This is a genomic window from Hymenobacter telluris (genome assembly GCF_017313265.1).
GTDB lineage: Bacteria > Bacteroidota > Bacteroidia > Cytophagales > Hymenobacteraceae > Hymenobacter > Hymenobacter telluris.
In genome coordinates, this window is the sequence record NZ_JAFLQZ010000004.1 from 341,161 (window position 1) to 360,970 (window position 19,810).

At 55.9% G+C, this 19,810-nt stretch carries 16 protein-coding genes; 5 read left to right on the forward strand and 11 right to left on the reverse strand.

The features are described from left to right. Positions 1–377: 377 nt before the first annotated feature. Positions 378–1,106 (reverse strand): GAF domain-containing protein, encoded by a 729-nt coding sequence (locus tag J0X19_RS08860; RefSeq protein ID WP_206983966.1) that lies wholly within the window; start codon positions 1,104–1,106, stop codon positions 378–380. Positions 1,107–1,346: 240 nt separating this feature from the next. Between J0X19_RS08860 and J0X19_RS08865 the strand changes: the two genes are divergently transcribed. After that, on the forward strand, positions 1,347–3,038 hold the full coding sequence (locus J0X19_RS08865; protein WP_206983968.1) for an MFS transporter: 1,692 nt from the start codon (positions 1,347–1,349) through the stop codon (positions 3,036–3,038). A 270-nt stretch (positions 3,039–3,308) separates the two neighbouring features. Here the strand turns inward: J0X19_RS08865 and J0X19_RS08870 are convergent, their stop codons facing one another. From J0X19_RS08870 to J0X19_RS08890, 5 genes are all read right to left on the reverse strand, one after another. Then, positions 3,309–4,289, reverse strand: a complete 981-nt coding sequence (locus J0X19_RS08870) for a glycosyltransferase family 2 protein (protein ID WP_206983970.1) — start codon at positions 4,287–4,289, stop codon at positions 3,309–3,311. A 223-nt stretch (positions 4,290–4,512) separates the two neighbouring features. Further along, positions 4,513–5,814: an ABC transporter ATP-binding protein gene (locus J0X19_RS08875; RefSeq protein ID WP_206983972.1), complete on the reverse strand. Its 1,302-nt coding sequence runs from the start codon at positions 5,812–5,814 to the stop codon at positions 4,513–4,515. A 6-nt stretch (positions 5,815–5,820) separates the two neighbouring features. Further along, entirely contained in the window at positions 5,821–6,639 is an 819-nt protein-coding gene (locus J0X19_RS08880) for an ABC transporter permease (protein ID WP_317194760.1), read from the reverse strand. Between the two features lie 192 nt (positions 6,640–6,831). Further along, positions 6,832–7,758 carry a glycosyltransferase family 2 protein gene (locus J0X19_RS08885; protein ID WP_242582312.1) on the reverse strand — a complete coding sequence of 309 codons (927 nt, stop codon included), beginning with the start codon at positions 7,756–7,758 and terminating at the stop codon, positions 6,832–6,834. A 729-nt stretch (positions 7,759–8,487) separates the two neighbouring features. Next, positions 8,488–9,333 (reverse strand): SDR family oxidoreductase, encoded by an 846-nt coding sequence (locus J0X19_RS08890; RefSeq protein WP_206983976.1) that lies wholly within the window; start codon positions 9,331–9,333, stop codon positions 8,488–8,490. 79 nt (positions 9,334–9,412) lie between these two features. Here J0X19_RS08890 and J0X19_RS08895 point away from each other — a divergent pair, with 79 nt between their 5' ends. The 3 genes from J0X19_RS08895 to J0X19_RS08905 all read left to right on the forward strand — a co-directional run bounded on the left by J0X19_RS08895 (position 9,413) and on the right by J0X19_RS08905 (position 12,996). Continuing rightward, complete coding sequence (locus J0X19_RS08895; protein WP_206983978.1) at positions 9,413–9,823, forward strand: winged helix-turn-helix transcriptional regulator; 411 nt, start codon at positions 9,413–9,415, stop codon at positions 9,821–9,823. A 228-nt stretch (positions 9,824–10,051) separates the two neighbouring features. Continuing rightward, on the forward strand, positions 10,052–11,845 hold the full coding sequence (locus J0X19_RS08900; protein WP_206983980.1) for an ABC transporter ATP-binding protein: 1,794 nt from the start codon (positions 10,052–10,054) through the stop codon (positions 11,843–11,845). 188 nt (positions 11,846–12,033) lie between these two features. Next, the gene (locus J0X19_RS08905; protein WP_206983981.1) at positions 12,034–12,996 is read left to right on the forward strand and encodes a M48 family metalloprotease; all 963 of its coding nucleotides are present in this window, start codon (positions 12,034–12,036) and stop codon (positions 12,994–12,996) included. Positions 12,997–13,074: 78 nt separating this feature from the next. Here the strand turns inward: J0X19_RS08905 and J0X19_RS08910 are convergent, their stop codons facing one another. Then, a complete protein-coding gene (locus J0X19_RS08910) occupies positions 13,075–14,631 on the reverse strand; it encodes a DUF4394 domain-containing protein (RefSeq protein WP_242582315.1) in 1,557 nt (518 codons plus the stop codon). Positions 14,632–15,169: 538 nt separating this feature from the next. Here J0X19_RS08910 and mutM point away from each other — a divergent pair. Then, positions 15,170–15,997 carry a DNA-formamidopyrimidine glycosylase gene (gene mutM, locus J0X19_RS08915; RefSeq protein ID WP_206983983.1) on the forward strand — a complete coding sequence of 276 codons (828 nt, stop codon included), beginning with the start codon at positions 15,170–15,172 and terminating at the stop codon, positions 15,995–15,997. 280 nt (positions 15,998–16,277) lie between these two features. Here mutM and J0X19_RS08920 read toward each other — a convergent pair whose 3' ends face one another. From J0X19_RS08920 to J0X19_RS08935, 4 genes are all read right to left on the reverse strand, one after another. Beyond that, the gene (locus J0X19_RS08920) at positions 16,278–16,577 is read right to left on the reverse strand and encodes a hypothetical protein (RefSeq protein WP_206983985.1); all 300 of its coding nucleotides are present in this window, start codon (positions 16,575–16,577) and stop codon (positions 16,278–16,280) included. Positions 16,578–17,024: 447 nt separating this feature from the next. Then, a complete protein-coding gene (locus J0X19_RS08925; RefSeq protein ID WP_206983987.1) occupies positions 17,025–18,431 on the reverse strand; it encodes a radical SAM protein in 1,407 nt (468 codons plus the stop codon). 35 nt (positions 18,432–18,466) lie between these two features. Beyond that, positions 18,467–18,841, reverse strand: coding sequence for a pentapeptide repeat-containing protein (locus J0X19_RS08930; protein WP_206983989.1), 375 nt, complete (start codon positions 18,839–18,841; stop codon positions 18,467–18,469). 6 nt (positions 18,842–18,847) lie between these two features. Further along, positions 18,848–19,615, reverse strand: a complete 768-nt coding sequence (locus J0X19_RS08935) for a prolipoprotein diacylglyceryl transferase family protein (RefSeq protein ID WP_206983991.1) — start codon at positions 19,613–19,615, stop codon at positions 18,848–18,850. Between the last annotated feature and the right edge of the window lie 195 nt (positions 19,616–19,810).

Here is a 19,810-nt window from a genome sequence, read left to right on the forward strand (position 1 = left end):
GGACCAAGCCTGTAGAGCGCAAAAAGGCAGTGAATGGCCCTACCGGCACTGTGATACCTGAAGATAAAAGGCACCCTGAGCGGCGCTAGCGTGTTTGACGCCGAAGCGAAAAGAGCAATGACCGGAATCGTTTTCGAAAACGTTTGCGTACGCGAGGATGCCGGAATAATATTTTCGCTTGTTGTAGCACTTTGTGTTTTGGTTGTTCGCTACTCAACCTGAATAACACGCATTATAAAATCAAAATAATTCAATTAGTAGCCTAGGTCTATCCATCACCTTATCCACTGCTTCTACACGACCTATCCGAACACGAAAAAGGCTCCAGGTTAGCGCTGGAGCCTCTTGGCTTTACTTCTTGGGCAGTTCGGTGGTAGCTATTCTGTCAGGCTGGCCCATAGGTCTGCTACTTCCTTTTTCAGGGCCCGAATCATCAGGTCTACTTCCTCGTTAATGGAGCGCTGGTAGGCCACGCTGGCCTCAGAATCCGGGGTTTCTTCCCAGCTGGCCAGTTGCCTGAGCGTGTCCAGTCGGGTTAGGTACTGCTCCAGATTCTCGTAAATCGTTAGCCACTTGGCGGGAGCGTCTTCACCGGTTTGCTGCACTATCAGCCGCAGTTCCAGCATATCCACCACTACCTCCGCCAGACTCCGCAGGCGCAACTGCTCCTCAACGGAAAAGAACTGTATGTCGCGCCCGATAACGCACAACGTGCCAATATTCTGGTAATCCGAGGTTTGCAGCGGATGCCCGGCGTAGAAGCGCATGTGCAATTGCTCCACTAACAGCGGCTCCACCAGCCGGCACGGCTCAGCTTGCAAGTCGTGGTACACGCTGGTTTCGTCCTGCAAAATTGCCACCGAGCACATGCTTTGCTGACGCGCTACCCGCTCTGGCCCCGCCATACCGTAGTTGGCCTTGAACAGCACATGGTCTTCGTCCACCAAAGAAATGAGCGCAATGGGCATGTTGAATACCTTGGCCGTGAGCCGCACCAGCTCATCAAACACCGCATCCGGCATCGAGCCCAATACACGGTAAGGTTCCAGCGCCTGTAATCGGGACTTTTCGTTTGGTGGTATTAACCCAGGGATGTTAGCAGACATGGGTGCAAAACTTAATAGTCCCAAATCTAGACAAGCAAAACACTAGTTGTATTGCGGACCAACATCTATTTAGCTGTATTCCGTTAACGGCCTGCTAAAAGCGGATTCTTGCCCGATAAATCACAGAACTGAAGCAACCTCAACTCTTGTATCCGCTTGTTTATCAAGCCCCCAACGGTGCAGCATCAACCCTAAGCGGGACCCGGCACGTAAGCAGTACGTTTCTGCTCTCACTGTTTTATGTCTGCCACCGCTACGCCAGCCCCACCCGCTATTTCGTCTTTAGCGCCGCTCAAAATTCCGTTTTTTCGGATGCTGTGGATTGCCTCGTTCGTGTCCAACATCGGCACCTGGATGCAGAACGTGGGCGCCGTGGGCCTCATGACCGAGCTAACCCCGTCGCCGGTGCTGGTGGCCTTGCTGCAAACGGCTTCGGCGCTGCCCGTGTTTCTGCTGAGCTTGCCCGCCGGCGCCCTCGCCGACCTGGTGGACCGGCGCCGGATGCTGATGCTGACCCAAACCTGGATGGCAGCCGTGGCGCTGGTTCTGGCTACGCTCACGCTGCTGGACTTCACTACGCCTTGGCTGCTGCTGCTGCTCACGTTTCTGCTGGGGTTGGGCGGGGCCCTCAACAACCCGGTGTGGCAAACCGTCACGCCCGAACTGGTACCCCGCAACCAGCTACCACAGGCGCTGGCGCTTAACAGCGTAAGCTTCAACCTGGCCCGCTCGTTCGGCCCGGCACTGGGTGGGTTACTGATTGGCAGCTTCTCGGCGGGGGCGGCGTTTCTGCTGAACGGGCTGTCGTTTCTGGCAACTATTTACATGGTGTGGCGCTGGAAACGCGAGCCACAGGTGACATCTACCCTCGCCGGGGAACGGGTGTTTGCGGCCATTCGGGGCGGTATTCGCTACGCCCGGTTTGCGCCACCGGTGCAGCGGATTCTGGTGCGGGGGGTGTGCTTCACGTTTGGGGCCAGTGCCTTGTTTGCGTTGATGCCCGCCGTGGTGGCCCAGCGCCTTACGCTACCGACTTCGTTTTACTCGGTCTTGCTCTCGTGCATGGGCGCTGGAGCGGTGTTGGGGGCCGTGCTGCTGCCCCACCTCAACCGTCGGCTTACTATCAACTGGCGCGTTACGGTGGCCACACTTTCCTTTGCCGTGGGGCTGCTGGGCTTGGCTTTCGTCGATAATAAGGTGTTGCTTTCGGCGCTGCTGGTACTGGTGGGCATGGCCTGGATGCTGGTGCTCAACTCGTTTAGCGTGGGCGTGCAAACGGTGGTACCGCGCTGGGTGCAAGCTCGTACCATCAGCTTGTATTTACTTACCATTCAAGGCGGTATGGCGCTGGGTAGCGTGGTGTGGGGTTCGGTGGCTAGCCGCTGGGAGTTGCCGGTGGCTTTAACTGGCGCGGCTGTCTGGCTGGGCTTTAGTACGCTGCTGGCATTTCGGTACTCGCTCAGCAACAGCACCGAAGCCCTGGATTTCACCCCCGCCCGCCCCCGCCCCGACCTGGTGCTGGACCAGGAACCTGCTCCCGATGCCGGCCCCATCATCATCACGACCACCTACCACATCAACCCCGCCGACCGACCTGCCTTTGCCGCCATTATGGATGAGCTGAGCCGTATCCGCCGCCGCGAAGGGGCTATCCGGGTGGGGCTGTACGCCGATTTGGCGGAGCCGAGCCGGCTGGTGGAGTACTTCATGGTGGAATCGTGGGAGGAATATGAGCAGCTCCACGACCGGGGCGTGAGCCGCGAAGAAGCCGACATCAAAACCCTGGCCCGCCAGCTCCACCAAGGCCCCGGCAAGCCCGTAGTGGCGCGCCTGCTCTCAGAACACGCACCCACCGAGCTGGCCGCACGCACCCCCATGGTGCCCGGCAGCACCCGCCTGGTAGCCAGCACCGCCGGCGAAACACCCGCTTAGAACCCATGACTGCTGAGTACGCTCCACCGCTTTGTTGCCAATGGCTTGGGTTGGCATGAAGGCCGTTGGACACATCGTAGCCCCCAGTAGCCATGGCGGTTTGGACATAAAGCCACGCCTCGGTTTGCTGCACTTAACTCACCTGCCGGCGGGCTTTATTTGGTGCCTTGGTTCAAGATAGACTGCATTAGCAAGCACGCTTTCATAGTTATCAAACTTTACTGCGGCGTAGCTAAACCAACATCCTCAGAGAGTTTTACCAACTCATACTCATTTGGAGCTACCTGATCTATCACGAGCGACCAGACCCAGTAGCGCTTGCCGCATGGCGGCTGCCGCAGCCAGAAGCACAGGGTGTCTTTTAACTAACTGCTTACCCATAGTTGCCAGAGGATGCAAAAGATACAGTAAGGCCAATAGTGGTTTTTCTGTTGTGAGCAACGCAAGTTCTGTGGAGGTAGCTCTTTTGGGGCTCACCAGAAGTCGGTGGTACAACTTGCGGCTGTAAAGTTCTTTCCACGCACGGCGCCCCTGTGAATACGCTTGCAACTCCGCGGCATTTTGCAGGTGCGGCCGTTGCCGGTCCAGCACGGTTAAAGCCGTGGACAACATCATAGCAATATCGTTCGACATATTAGTGTCGTGTTGCCGATAGGCGGCTAGCGGACGGGTATGATGGCTTACTGGATAGCGACGGGCAATTCGCAGGTACACGTCATAGTCTTCACACCCGCGCAGGCTCGAATCAAAGACCAATTCATTGAACACCCAGCGCCGATACATAACCGTTGCGTGCATACCAATGTAGTTAGTCAGCAGTAAGTGGGTGTAATGGTTTGTTGTCACCTCCCATCCCTCCTCTTGGCTATGCCCGTTGGCGGTAAATACCTTGGTGTAACCGCCTGATACAAAGGCCAAGGCAGGATTGGCTACTAAGTACTGTACGTTGTAGGCAAGGGCATCCGGTAAAAGCCAATCGTCGGCGTCTAAAAAGATCAGGCAAGAGCCTATGCTTTGCTTAATCCCGGTATTGCGGGCGGCCGATAGACCTTGGTTAACCTGGTAAATGTAGCGTACTCCGGAGTGCTTCGCCGCAATAATGCTGGTATCGTCGGTAGACCCATCATCAACCACAATAATTTCCACCGCGGGGTACTGCTGGTGCTGCGCACTGACAATAGCCTCCGATAGATATGCTCCATGATTATAACAGGTAATAATTACCGACACTAACGGAGGGGTAGCTACCATGGAGGAACTAGGCATAGTGGCGGGTACTAGCAGGCAAATAGTGGTGACAAACGGCTGTTCCGGACGCTATACCTCCTGACTAGTCCTTGAGCTTCTGGATCAAGCCCGTCTCTTACTACCAAGCTGGCTACAACAAAAATCTGTTCTTCCCGCGCTGCTTTCCACGCACGATTCATAACAACTGGAATGGCGTAGATACAGCCACTGTTGTGATGAAGGAAGCTCATAACCGGGCTTCGAGTTGCGAAAACTCAGTTTGGGTCAGGCGGAAAGGAAATACCGGGCGGACGGCCCCCCACCACTTGCCGAACCACTGAATTTCGCCCCGGTAATCTTCTAATTCAAAGGTGAGGCAGTGCTCGTAGTCAAAAAGGGAAGTGGTGGTGTCTTTGATGACATACAGGGAAATATAGTAAGCGCCATCGTTAAGGAAATTGCCGGGAATGGTACACTCTCCACTAACAATTCCCGCCTGGAACCGAGTCGCTGTCGAGGGTACATCAAAAATGCATTCGCCACCAGCAGAAAATAACACCATACTCGTACTAATTACGGTGTCGCTGGTAAAATTCCAGAATTGAAACTTGACTGTTAGCGGGGTACGAATATCCAAGGGGGCATCCGGCTGCACGAGTTGCGGAATCAACTCAACTTGCTTAAAGCGAATATGCTCGTTGCCAGGAGCCTGAGCTGGGTCGTTCCAGCTTTGCTTTGCATTGCTTTGCTGGGTGCTCACAAGATACTGATTGACAACCTGGCCTACTGTTCCTTGAGCTTTTAGCTGGCCTTGCTGCAGCCACAAGCCATGGTCGCAGAGGCTGGTGATGGCCGCCATGCTGTGGCTAACAAAAAGAATAGTACGGCCTTGGTTATGCGCCACCTCCCGCATCTTGCCTAAGCACTTCTTTTGGAACTCAGCATCTCCCACCGCTAGTACCTCGTCAATAATAAGGATGTCGGGCTCTAGGTGGGCTGCAACGGCAAAGGCCAGCCGCACATACATACCTGACGAATATCGTTTTACCGGCGTATCTAAAAAGTGTTCAACACCAGAGAAGGCAACAATCTCGTCAAACTTGGCCTGGACTTCTCTTTTGCTCATGCCCAGAATGTAGCCGCTCAAAAAGATATTTTCCCGGCCGGAGAGTTCCGGGTGAAATCCGGTACCTACTTCTAGCAAGCTGCTGACTTTACCCTTGCCCCGGATAATTCCGTGGGATGGGCGGATGATACGGGAAATGATTTTGAGCAGTGTGGATTTGCCGGCGCCGTTATTGCCGATGATGCCCCATACCTCGCCGCGTTTTACTTCAAAGTTTAGGTCTTGCAGTGCCCACAGCGCTTGGCTTTGGCCGGACTTGCCAGCTGATACGTGGGTACCAGGTAACTGAAAAAAAGGATCCTGCTGCTTGCGGACCGTCGTTGTCCACCAGCGCTGCAAGTCCTGAATGAGGTAGCCCGTGCCGATGGTACCCAGCCGGTACACTTTCGAGAGCTGCTCCACTTGAATTACGACTTCGGCCATGAGTGCTTACAAAATGTCAATCAGCTTGTCGCCCTGCTTATTGAAGATGAGTAGTGCGGCAAGCAGCAGAACGGAAGTGAACGTGAAGCAGTAAGCAAACTGAGGAACAGAAACCGTACCCTGCCCTAGTAGCGCGCGTCGGAACAACTCGAACAAAGGCGTCAGAGGGTTGAGTTGCACCAGCCACCGCCATTTCTCGGCTACGTAGCTAACAGGATAAATCACGGGAGTTAGGAACATAAACAACCGGATACCTAAGCTAAGCAGATGGCTCATATCCCGATACTTTGCCGTCATTACCGAGAAAAATAAGCCTAATGCTAAACTCAGAGCGCCCACCAGCAGAATGGCTACAGGAACCAGCAGCAGCCAGCGCCCGGAAGGCACAGCAACGTGGTGAAAGAGCACATAGTAGCCCAACACCAAAATCAGTAAGCCGAATTGAATTCCGAAATGAAACAAATACCCCCCAAGACGGGCCACCGGAATGATGAGGCGAGGAAAGTACACCTTACTAAACACCTGCGCATTATCTCGAAAAGTGGATGAGATGCCAGTGAAGGAGTCGTTGAAGAGGTTCCAGAGCACAATACCGGCTAGGTAAAAAAGCACCGGCGGTACTCCGCCAGTTGAGATGCCCACTACCTTGCCAAACACCACTACGTAGGTAACCAGTGTTAGTAAAGGCTGCAACAGTACCCAGAAAGGCCCGAGAATGGTTTGCTGGTAAACAAGCAAAAAGTCTCGGCGCACCAAGCCAATGGCTAAATGGCGGTAGGCCCATAAATCCTGAAAGCTAGTGCCCCACCAACTGGTTTTGTGCACGATTTCCCACTCCCATTCTTCTTTCGTTTCAGAAGAAGTGGTGGTAGAAGAGTCATCTTGAAGGTGAGAATAGAAGTTGGGTGGCAATAGCGGGGAAGTCAGATGATGGAGGATGCTGCGTAGAAAGCAGAGAATCGTAGTGCAATAGCAAATTCAGGGGGTGTGGCCGGGCCGTTGAGGCAGTTGCAGGGCTCAGAACTTAGATAAGTTGATGCCTAATTTATTAAGATAGAATTTAAGATAGAATTTGCTGAGCTCGTAATAAACACTGGGGTGCTGGCTTAGGCGCAATGATTGCCGCATCTGCCACCGCGCCAAAGACCAATCCTTGTATTGTTGCAACAAGCGGTACGCCTCGGTTATATTACTGTACGCATGGTGCTTTCTGGTTTGGGCAAAGATACTCTTTCGTTCTGCTGGGGGCAGGTGCTGTTGGATCCGCAAGATAACTTGCATCAAATCGGGTATCAGCAGGCCCGTTCGGGCTTTCTCGGAGGTAATGGAATCCGGCTGGCGGCGGTACTCAGCTAACACTTCGGGCACGTAGCCTACAGGATAGTAGCGTGCAATTCGAACCCACATTTCCCAGTCCTCTCCGTAGTTGGTGCCATAAAAACTCCCAAGCTTCTCGTACGCTTCCCGCCGCACAACCATGGCCGCGTACTGGGTTCGTTGGTAGAGTGCAATGCGAGGTAGCCAATCAGTTAGTATGCCGGCCGTAGCGGCTTCCAGCGGAGGAACATCCAGTTGCTCTCCGGCTTCATTGATGGAAGCATAATGCGTGAATACCGCACCGGCCTCAGGAGACAAAGTGAAAAGCTCGGTAATCTTCTCGTAGAAGCCAGGCAACACCCGATCATCGCCGTGTAGCAAATGCACGAAATGCCCTCTTGCTCGATTGATACAGGTTTCGAAATTACGCACGCTACCCACATTAACGGGCTGCCGAAAATACTGGACCCGTCCTGCCCCTAACGACGCCACCAAAGCAGCTACTTCTATGTCCGTGCTGGCGTCATCAACCACCTCAATCTGCATAACGGCCGTTCCCATGTCCTGAGCAAGGACACTTACAATTGCTTCTTTTAAATAAGCTGAACAGTTGTAAGCAGGAATCATTACTGACCACAAAGGCCTTACACTATCTTCGCTAAGGGGAGCAATAGGTGGCGGAGAGCTAGGTATCCGAGTATCGACTGATTCGTTGAACGATAACATGGTTAGAACCTTACTAAACCAAGCAATTAAAGCACAAGACACTATGCATATAAAGTGTACTTAATTGATTGATATTGATAGTCAATTCACTCGCAATAAATACAATTTTATGTTATTTTTATTATATTATATAAAATTATTTTCCACTGAATGCCAGCACATTATTCAGCATCACCTGGATTTTAGATAATAGTGGTAATCAGCTACCAGCTAGTTGCACGGTGTTTCACCGCGGTGCGCACTATTTAGCAGAGTCAAAAGCACTTGTATTGCAGCTAATACTCTCACAAAAGAGTTGTTTTTTGCCTGATTGCCGCCCTGCGTTCCTCGAATTCTCTGCGTCGTATATTGGCCGCTCTGCCCCAGGTGCATTAGGGGCTGGGCTGGCTCAAGAACCCGGCGCACCAGCGGTAACATCCCGCACCGTTGCTTCGTCTCCTAACTCAAGGCATACACCCAAACCAGACTCTCCGCTCAAGAGCAGTTGAGCTTAACTTTTGGCAGTTGGGTGCCTGCTGTTTGCTCCGAACTTGATTATGTTGGCTTGCGCGCTTATTTCTCACAGCTTAAAGCATAGTGCGGGAGTAGCCTGCTGAATTGGTCGAAGCATGCTACTCCCGCACTACTTTCTTACTTCAGGGCGGCGGCTACTGCCGTGGCCAATGGCGTGGTGGGGCGGCCAATTAGCTTCGAGAGCTGGTGGCTGTCGTCGAAGAGGGCACCTTCGGCGGCGTTGGCATCCCAGCCGGCCAGGCCGTGCGCGAAACCTGCGGGAATACCGAAACCAGCCAGTGCGGCGGCGTAGTCAGCTACGGGCAGGTCTTTGTAGGGAATGTCTTTGCCGGTTTGGCGCGAAATTTCAGCCGCCAGCTCGGTTAAGGTATACGACTCGTCGCCGGCCAGCTCGTAGGTCTTGCCTTCGTGGCCTTCGCCAGTTAGCACAGCCACGGCGGCATCAGCAAAATCGGCGCGGGTGGCCGACGAAATCTTGCCGTCTTTGGCGCTGCCGATGAACGCCCCACCAGCTACGGCGCCGTGCACCGAGCCCGTGTAATTCTCGGTGTACCAGCCGTTGCGCAGCAGCGTGTACGCCACGCCCGACGCCTTTACGTCGGCCTCCGTGGCGCGGTGTTCCTCGGCCAGGCTGAGCGGCGAATTGTCGGCGTGCAGCACGCTGGTATAGATGATGTGCTTCACCCCGGCCTTTTTGGCGGCTTCAATAACGTTGCGGTGCTGGGTGGCCCGCTGCCCCACTTCACTGGAAGAAATCAGCAGCAGCTTTTCAATGCCGGCCAGGGCCGTTTCCAGGGTTGCGGGAGTATTGTAATCGGCTTCACGGGCTTCCACGCCCAGGTCGGTGGCTTTGGTGGGGTTGCGAACCAGCGCAACAATCTGGTCGGCGGGTAGTTGGGCTTTCAGCTTTTCAATAACGAGGCGGCCCAGTTGGCCGGTGGCTCCGGTGATGGCAATTTTCATGATTTCGTTGGTTAAATGAGTGACACGACAAAAGTATGTGCTATACTTACATAAAGTAAGTACGTACAGAAAGGTAAGTATGAAAAAAGTTGAATTATCTTTACCGGCGGAGCCTCTTACGCTTTCCGACAAGCTGCGGCGTGGTGATTTATTATCGGCGGCCTGCCCTTCGCGCACCGTAATGAAGCACATTACCAGCCGCTGGGGGGTGCTGGTACTCATGGTGTTGGATGGTGAAACCCGCCGTTTCAGTGAGTTGCGCCGCCTGATTGACGGCGTGAGTGAGCGGATGCTGGCCCAAACGCTGCAATGGCTGGAAGCCGACGGCTTGGTGCGCCGCGTAGCCTACGAAGTGGTGCCGCCCCACGTCGAGTACAACCTGACGCCCCTCGGCCAGCAAGCCGCCCACAAAGTGCGCGACCTAGCCGATTGGGTGGAAAGCAGCATCCCGGAAGTAGTGCAGCATTGGAATAAAGCGTCGGCTAGCTAGCGTACGTAAGTGGGCCTCTACAGGACCGTCATGCTGAGCCTGCCGAAGCATGACGGTCTTTTTCTGCTGGCTGCCTCCTCAAGAGTACAGGACCTGACCATTCGCGCTACGGCTCTATACAGCTGGCTTAGTTTCCGGCTCCACTTACTTGCGTGGCATGCAGGGGCCGTGTCGTAGTGAAAACTTTACGGCATACTCGGCGCTTTCTGTACGAACCTTTCTCCTATCATGAAATTACTGTACAGCTACCTGCGCCATTATTGGGGCTTGCTGGTACTGGCGCTGCTGCTGGCCGCCATCAACCAGATTTTCTCGCTGCTCGACCCCTATATCCTGCGCAAAATCATCGACCAGTTTGTGACGCCGGCCGTACGCAAGGCCCAGCATCCCACGTTCTGGCAGTTCATTACCGGCGGGGCCGGCCTCCTGATTTTGCAGGCCCTGGGCGTGGCCATGGTGTCGCGCATTGCCAAAAACTTCCAGGACTACTACACCAACGTCATCACCCAGCGGCTGGGCGCGCAGCTGTATTCCGATGGGCTGCGGCACTCTCTGGAGCTGCCCTACCAAGTCTTTGAGGATCAGCGCTCCGGCGAAACCCTGGGCAAGCTTCAGAAAGTACGCACCGACGTGGAGAAGCTGATTCAGAGCTTCGTGAACATCCTGTTCATCTCGCTGGTGGGCATCATCTTCGTGACCTGGTACGCCATCAGCGTGTACTGGCCCATTGCGGTGGTGTACTTCCTCACCATCCCGATTTTGGGCACGCTGAGCTTGTTTCTGAGCAAGCGCATCAAAGTGATTCAGAAGACCATTGTGGCCGAAACCACGGCGCTGGCCGGTTCTACCACCGAAAGCCTGCGCAACATCGAGCTGATTAAGAGCCTCGGGCTGGCCCAGCAGGAAACCCAGCGCCTGAATACTACCACCGACAAGATTCTGAAGCTGGAGCTGAAAAAGGTGCGCTACCTCCGCTCCTTGTCGTTTGTGCAGGGCACCTTCGTGAATTTGATGCGCAACATCATTCTGATGATGCTGCTGTTTTTGGTGGTGCAGCGCATCATCAGCGTGGGCGAGTTCTTCTCGTTCTTTATTTACTCGTTTGCCATTTTCGGGCCATTGCAGGAAATGGGCACCATCATCAACGTGTACCGCGAAACCGAGGCGTCACTGGCCAACTACCAGCAGATTCTGGACACGCCCAAGGAAGTGAAGCCCGCGCACCCGCAGGTTATCAAGCAGATTGAAACCCTGGCCTTCGCCGATGTGCATTTCAAGCACCTTTCGGCCAGCAGTGCCGCGCTGGATGGCATCACCTTCGAAACTAAGCTTGGCGAAACCATTGCCTTCGTGGGGCCGTCGGGCTCGGGCAAAACCACGCTGGTGAAGCTACTGGTGGGCCTCTACCCGCCCGCCACCGGCCAGATTCTCTACAACAACATCTCCGGCACCGAAATCGACCTGGACACCCTGCGCGAGCAAATCGGCTTCGTCACCCAGGACACCCAGCTCTTTGCCGGCACCATCCGCGAAAACCTGCGGTTTGTGGCCCCCAACGCCACCGACGAGCAGTGCCTGCAAGCCCTGCGCCAAGCCGCCGCCGACTCGTTGCTGGCCCGCGCCCCGCAAGGCCTTGATACGGTGATTGGCGAGGGTGGCGTGAAGGTATCGGGTGGTGAAAAGCAGCGCCTGAGCATCGCCCGAGCCTTGCTGCGCAAACCCACGCTGCTGGTGTTCGACGAGGCCACGTCGGCGCTGGACTCCCTCACCGAAGAGGAAATCAGCCAGACCGTGCGGGAGCTTTCCGGCTCGCGCCAGCACATCACCATTCTGATTGCCCACCGCCTCAGCACCATCTTGCACGCCGATAAAATATTCGTGCTGGAGCGCGGCCACATTGCCGAGCAAGGCCGCCACGACGAGCTACTGGAGCAGAAAGGCCTGTACTACGCCATGTGGCGCCAGCAGATTGGTGAGCGGCCAGCCTCTTCTATTGCCCACAAGCAGTTGGCGCAGGCGTAATTCAGTCTTGAAAAATAAGACCGACATATAGAATGTCATGCTGAGCTTGCCGAAGCATCTCTCCCGCTTCGTTGCGCACGTCAGGGGCTAGTTTGGCAATAGAGATGCTTCGGCAAGCTCAGCATGACGTTCTACGTGATGCAGTTTATTATAGGGCACTAAAAACTGGCTGGCTGCGTTAGTATGGCATGATTCCTGAATTCACAGAATCACACCTCACCGCCACCTACATGACGTTTCAGCCTCGCTTTTTCCGCCATTTCGCCGGCTCTCTGCTGGCCGTGTGGCTGCTTCTGGCCGGTTCGGTCAGTGCCCAATCTTCCACCACTACCAAGCGCGACGTACTGCGCGAAATTACCGACGTAGTTGGCCTCAAGCCCCGCTTCGAGTTACAAGCCACCACTTCAGTGCAAAATGCTGCGGCTGTGGTGTATAGCGGCAAACGATTCCTGCTTTATAACCCCAGCTTCGTGGCCGAGGTGAACCGCGCCGGCCGCACCGACTGGGCCGGCATCAGCATTCTGGCGCACGAAATGGGCCACCACCTCAACGGCCATACCCTGAAAGCCGGCGGCTCCAACCCTACTGATGAACTGGAAGCCGACGAGTTTTCGGGCTTCGTACTGCGCAAAATGGGCGCCAGCTTAGCTGAGGCGCAAGCCGGCATGGCCGTGGTATCCGACGAGGAAGCCTCGCCTACCCACCCAGGCCGCACCACCCGCCTCAAAGCTATTAGCGAAGGATGGCAGCGGGCCAGCCAGCAAATTGTAGCCAGCAACCGCGCCACGGCCCCTTCGGCGGCGCCGGCAGTTGTAGCCGCCCGCCCTGCCGTAACCGCGCCGCGCCGGGCTACTACCGGGGCCGGGGCCCCGGTTATCATGGCCAGCAACGGGCAGATGAGCTTGGTAGGCAAAATCACCTTCCGCAATAAGCCCAACCAGCCGTTCTACCTCACCAACCGCCTCAGTGTCATTCGCCTGGACCACAACGAGCACACAGCCGAAGTGGTGGGCCGCATCACCCGCTCCAACAACGAGGATTTCCCTTATTTCTTGGTTGATGACCAGAATAACCGCCTGGTTATTGATGCCGACGGCGACATATTCGACAGCTACGGCCGCCAGGTAGCCAAGCTCTCCGACCCTTCGTAGCCGCTATTCTGCATGCCAACAAAAACAAACGCCCCCGGCTGGTCAGCCGGGGGCGTTTGTTTTCAGATAAAGCTACAATTAGAAACCTAGCCCTACCGCGAATCCGCTGGCGGGCGCCGGGAAGTCGCCTAGGGGAGTGGCCGCGCCGCTACTGGTGTTGATGCGGTAGAGCTTGGTGCCGCCACCGGAAGCAAGCAGGGCAAACGCCGTGTTGCTGGTGCCGCCAATGTCGAAGCCGGTAGCCGCTTCTACGTTCACGCCCAGGTTACCAACCTCCACCAGCGTCCCGTTATTAGGTGGGTTCTGGATGAAAAGCTTGTCGGAATTCACGTCGATGTCGAACAGTGTGGTGGTGGTAGTGCCCGCAAAATTGTTGGCGTAGGCAGCACCCGTTACGGCCGGAGCACCGGGGTTCAGAGCCGCGTCGACGAGGGTAACGCCATCAACCGGATTCACGCGCAGATTCTGGCCCGTGTTGCTTACAATTCTGATCCGGTCCACTACGGGGTTGAAATCGACCCCAAAGGACGAGCCCGCCAACAGCAGCGGCGTACCGGCGGCGCTCAGCGCCGCCACGAAAGCCGCCGCCCCCGACGAGGTATTGATGGTGTAGATGCGGCTGGCGCTGCTTACGGCGTAAAGCTGACCATTCACGGGCCGGAAATCAATACCTACCAGCGTTTCGCTGGCTTGCAGGCCCGTTATCGGCTTCGACACCGTAGCCGTAGGGTTGTCCAGGTTGAAAATCAGCAGCGCGTTGGTGGCCGTAACGGCGTACGCTACGGGCTGCGTAGGAATAGCAATACCCGTGTACGACAAATCTTTATCGTACTTGGCCAGGATGCGAGTGTCGCCGGTAGCCAGGTCGATGGTGAAGAGGGTCGGCTTTTTGTTGACTTCGAACAGCCCCAGGGCCGTATTGGTACCGGGGGCAATATCGAAGCCGCCTTCGCCGGTTACTTTCAGCTTCAGGTCGCCTACTTCCACCAGCGTGCCGTTGTTGGGTGGGTTCTGAACGTAAAGTTTTTGCCCAGCCACGTCGATGTCGTAGAGCGTGGTAGTGGTGGCGCCGGCCACGTTGTTGGTGTAGGCTACGGCGGCAATGCTGGCGCCGGCCGCGCCGTTGATAGACCCATCCACGGCGGCTACTGTCCCGGTTTCAGGATTCAGACGCAGGTTTTGGCCGGTGTTGGTTACCAACCGAATCCGGTCAACGGTGGGGTTGAAATCGAAGCCGGCAATGGCCCCCGATACGGCGGGGGTAAACGGCCCGGCTCCTACCGCGCGGGCCGCGCCCGTCTGGGGGTTAAGCACGTAGAGGCGGCTGGCACTACTTACGCCGTACAGCTGCCCGGTGGCCGGCCGGAAGTCGATGGACAGAATGGTTTCGCCGGCCTGCAAGCCCGTGATGGTCACGGTGCTGGCAGCCTGCTCGGTGCTGCCGGCCGCAAAAAAAGCCAGCTTACTGCCTCCCGCCAACGCGTAAAACGAGAAGGGTACGTCCCGCTGGTCGCTGCTGATGCTACTGCCCGGCGCACCCTGCGAATAGTCGTCCATCTCCTTTTCGCAGCCAGTCAGCGCGAAAAATACGGCGGCGAGTGCGGCGAGCTTACTCACGTAGAAAGTGGCTTTCATTTTTCCTATTTTTTATGGTGAAATAACATGAAGATGAAAGAGCTACGACGTGCCTTACCGCCTGGATTGCAGGCAATTTAAAACACCGGAATTCTGTTCAGACATTATCACAATCGTTTGCTTAAAACACAGTTTAGCACTTGCGTTAGCGCCCCCCAAACATGGCCATCCAAAGTGCTGCCCCGAGGTGAAGGTGCCATATCATCCGTCTTCCTGCGTGCGAATCTGTTCAATGACGAGACGCAGGATGTGGCGCTTTGTACCTTATTCCGGCCGTTTCCCCCACTGCAACCGCCCCACTTAGCTTCTTTATGCTGACCAAGGAAATTCCGCTGACCAGGCGCAATTTTCGGGCACGTAGCGGGCCAGCCGGTGGCCACCGAGCTAAGGCAAATTGGCGGCGCAGGCGTAGCAGCAAACCGAACATTTGGCATCTGCGGCAACTGAGACGGCTGAAAGTGTGTTACAAGCAGGTGGTGCGCTTCCGGGTGGAAGCCCCCACCCAATAGGCTGTTCTCCCGACCTTAATCATCCTTCCGTGCCCGAGCTACCCGAAGTTGAAACCTACCGCCGCTTCCTCAATGATGTTATTCTGCACCAAACGATTACCGCGTTTGAAGTGAAAGACGCGAAAGTCCTCGTCACCGACGAAGACACGCTGCGCAGGGCGCTGGTCGGCCACCGGGTAGCTGCTACGCACCGCCTCGGCAAAAACTGCTTCCTGGAACTCGACAGCGGCCAAGTGCTGGTGCTGCATTTCGGCATGACCGGCGACGTAGGCGCCTACCGCGACGAGCCCGACGCCCCCCGTTTCACCCGCGTGGCTTTCCACCTGGAGGATGGGCTGCGCGTGGCCTTCATCGACCCGCGCAAGTTCGGCCGTATCCGGCTGGTGGATAGTGTAGCCGATTACCAGAAAGCCAAGAAGCTCGGCCCTGATGCCCTCGACGTAACAGCCGAGCACCTGCAAGCCGTGTTGGGGCCCAAAAAGCAGATGATTAAGCCGCTGCTCCTCGACCAAGGCGTTACGGCGGGCCTCGGCAACTGGATTGTGGATGAGGTGCTGTTCCAAGCCAGGATTCACCCGGAGCGCCGGGCCCATACGCTAACTGCCAAGGAGTTTAAGGCCCTGCACGCGGCTATTCAGCTGGTGCTCACCACTGCCATTCAGCACGAGGCCACCTACCGGCACTTTCCCGCCTCTTTCCTCATCCACGCCCGCGAGTGGGACGACTCCGCCACGCCCGGCACCGATGCCCACACCTTCTGCCCTCGTCACCCCAAAACCCTGATTGAGAAAAGCTACGTGGGCGGCCGCGCCACCTACCACTGCCCCAAGTGCCAGCCCGCGCCCCCTCAGACTTAGCCGAAAGAGCCGGCAAAGCAAGCCCCAAAGCCGATGAGCAGTACCAGTAGAGCACTTAATCAGTATGCTTGCCGCATTCCAGGAGGATGATTGCCAGTCGCCAAAAGCGCGACAACAACCAGTTGTCCAACGATTGCCAGAGTCATTCCAAACGTAAAACCCAATGAGTCATGACGGTAGATGCACCGCACAGCAACTGCCAGTAGCAACAAAACGGTTAAATTGATGCCGATAATACGTGAAAAAGGCACCTTCATAAGTAAGCTCCAGCCGTAGCCGATTAGCGCATGTTGCCTAGGGCGCCGCTCAGCACAAACATGCCGCTGCACGCTCCAAAACCGATAATCAGTACCAGTAAAGCACTCAGGAAATAAGGCGCGGCGCTTTGCCCAACAGCAGCAGGCTTAAACAAATACGCTACACCTATAATCAGATTTACCCCGGCCTGTAGCAGGTAGCCGAATGCAAACAGCATGATACTACCACTATCGGTAACGGGTGCCAGCGCCCCCAGCACTACGGCGGCGAGGAGCAGGCCGAGCAGGTTGTTGCGGATGATGTGTTGAGTGGGCTTTTCCATTGGCAGCAGGTTATCGATTCCAATCAGTGCCTATTAACGTTGGCCGCACATACTCCAGCCTATCAGCAAGATAACCAAAACCACAAGTATGGCTATCATGCAGCCATTCAGCTTAGGCGGCTCACTCGGCGGTGGTAGTGGCTTCTGCACGAGAGGGGTTAGGGGACATGGAATTCAAATACGGTATAGGAAAGCTGCATAACCCGAATCCGACAATCAGAACCAGTAGAATACTTAAGACAAAAGCAGAGCGTGCTTTGGTTGTAATGCTAATCCCGAGCCCGAGAAAATTCAGAGACAATAGTATTCCTATTCCCTTGGCCATCGGTATAGCGAATAGCATATCTTCGTCGAAGCTTCTGGCCACCGGTGCTTGAGAGCGGCAATATGCTGTCCAACTCAGCAGAATCAACAGGTTAATCCCTACGATTATTCCCAGCGGGCTTTTCATACCAGGCCCGTCCGCTCGGCGCGCAGTTCCTCCAGCCGCGCCTGTTTCTCGGCGTCGCGGTAGAAGATGTTCATGGTTTCGAAGGGAATGATTTTCAAATCCTTGCTCACAATGTGGACGCACGACTTCTTCACGGCCCGCACGTCGAAATTGTGGGCGTCCATGAATTGCAGGATGATGATGCGGAACAGGTTGTCGTAGCCCAGGTTGGGGGCCGATACCTGGGGCAAGCAGCACAGCAGCTGGTTGATTTCCGGCACTACGGTATCCACGGTGTTGGCGGTGCTGAACAGCTTGAGCATGTGCTGGCGTAGGCGCGGGTCCCGCTCATACACGATGGTGTTGCCGCCGCTTTGCAGCAAATCGGCGGGGTCAACGTAACGGGTCAGCGGGAAGACCTCACCGTCGAGCTTGAGGGCGTAGGCCATGGCCAGCGCATCGGGGTTGCAGGGCACGGGCAGCAAGTCGGCGGCCGTGAACACCGGGCTTTGCGCTATAATGCCCTGGCGTACTTCGGTGAGCGAGAAGGAGTCGGTTTCGGGGTTGAAGTTGTCGAGGCGGCCGGCGGCCTGGGTGGGCTGAAACGTGACGCCGCGCACGCACCGCTGCTTCAGGGCGTAATCGATGATGGCGCCCATCTCGTCGTCGTTGAGGCCCTTTTGCAGGGTCACGACCAGCGTGGTGCTGAGGTTGTACTTGTTGAGGTTTTCGATGGCCTTTTGGCGCACCTCGCGCAAGTCGCGGCCGCGCATAGTGAGCAGCACGTTTTCACGGAACGAGTCGAACTGCAAATACACCTCGAATGCTCCCGAATAGGTGGCCAGCCGCGCCACAAAGGCTTCGTCTTTGGCCAGGCGCACGCCGTTGGTGTTCACCATCAGGTGCTTGATGGGCTTGCGCTTGCACATATCCAGAATCTCCCAGAACTGCGGGTGCAGCGTGGGCTCACCGCCGGAAATCTGCACCACGTCGGGCTCGCCTTCGTTGGCTACCACCAAATCCACCATGGCTTCCACTTCTTCCAGGGTGCGGTGCCGGCCGTGCGTGGGGCTGCTTTCGGCGTAGCAGGTGGGGCAGGTGAGGTTGCAGCGGTCGGTTATTTCCACTACCGTGAGGCAGCTGTGCTGCTCGTGGTCGGTGCAGAGGCCGCAGTCGTAGGGGCAGCCGTAGTGGGTGGCCATGTTGAAGCGGCGCGGCGTTTCGCTGGGCTTCACGTAGTTGCGGATGCTCTTGTAGTACTCAATGTCGGTGGCGATGCGCACCTTCTGGCGGCCGTGCTCGGGGCAGCGCTTGAGCATGTACACGTTGCCGTCTTCGAAGACGATTTTGGCCTCAATGCGGCGCAGGCATTCCGGGCAGAGGCTCAGCGTGAAATCGTAGTAGGTATAGGGACGTTCAGGCATGGGGTATTAGGATAGAATTGTTGAAGTTTGAAGAATTACTCTTCGTGGTCTTTAATCCATTCTTCGAAATGCTGCTGCGTTACATCCTGCCCGTAACAAGAGTTATTATCGAAGTAAATACCAGTTGTAATTGCTCGTGCGAATTGTGCGCTTTCAATGCATACATTTTCAAAATGGGCATTAGTCAAATTCGCTTCTCTGAAGTCGCAAGTTTTGATACCACCGTTTATAAAATGAGCATTAGACAAATTAGCCTTTCTAAAACTGATATATAAGGAGCATTTGTTAAAAACCACTCCTTCAAGATTTTGCTCCTCTAAACTTTCGTTTTCCATATCTAACCCTTCAAAATAGCGTTGGCCTCGATGATAGGCCTCCAAAATGGAGTTAGCCAAGTTTGTCTTGTTCATAAAGTATTATTTGTGTGAGGGAATAGAAGTATGATATAATTTTTGCCGCGTCCACACCCAAACATAATACCCCAGCCCCGCTACGCAAGCCCACTGAATAGCCGTGAGGCCCAGCCCCGGTAGCGGCGGCGTGGGCTTAATGAACTCCACCAGCAGCCGGAACAGCAGATACGCCGCCAGAAACAGCTGAAACCGCCGGCCATCTGGGAGCGGCTGGCGTCGTTCGAGGAGCCACAGCAGCAGCGCCAGCGCCGCCAGAAACAGGATTTCGTAGAGGTTGGTGGGGTGGCGCTGGATACCGTCGCCGAAGTTGATGCCCCAGGGCAGGGCGGTGGCGGTGCCGAAGGTGCCGTCTTCGAGGCCGCTGAGGTGGCAGCCGAGCCGCCCGATACCCAGGCCCAGGAGCAGCGGGAATACCATCAGGTCGCCGCTGGAGGCCGTTACGCCCAGGCGCTTCTTGGTTAGCTCCACGCCTACCAAGCCCCCCAGGAAGCCCCCGACGATGGTTTTGTTGGTGAAGTAGTACGGCCAGCCCCCGGGCGGATTCATCAGCAAGTCGGGGTGTTCCAGCAGCCCCAACAGGCGCGAACCGAGCAAGGCCCCGGCGGCCGCGCCCACGAAAATCCAGAGCCGGTGCTCGTCGGAAATGGGGTCGGGGGTGCGGGTGCGCAGGCGCTGGTAGAACCGGTAGCCCAGAGTGTAGGCCAGCACCTCGCACAGCAGATGCACCGGCAGAAAAAGCGGCCCTAGCGTAAGGTGGACGGGATAAGTCAAGGTTCGTTTTTTGTTGCTGGTTTTTTGTTTTTGGTGCCTGGCGTGTATTCGTATTAAGAAGCTGTCATTCCGACGCAGGAGGAATCTGGCTAAAGTCGTTGAACGATTACACTCAGATTCCTCCTGCGTCGGAATGACAGGCACCTGGCTGGTAAAAAGCAACGCCCCCACGAACTGCCAAGAAAAGCAGAACGC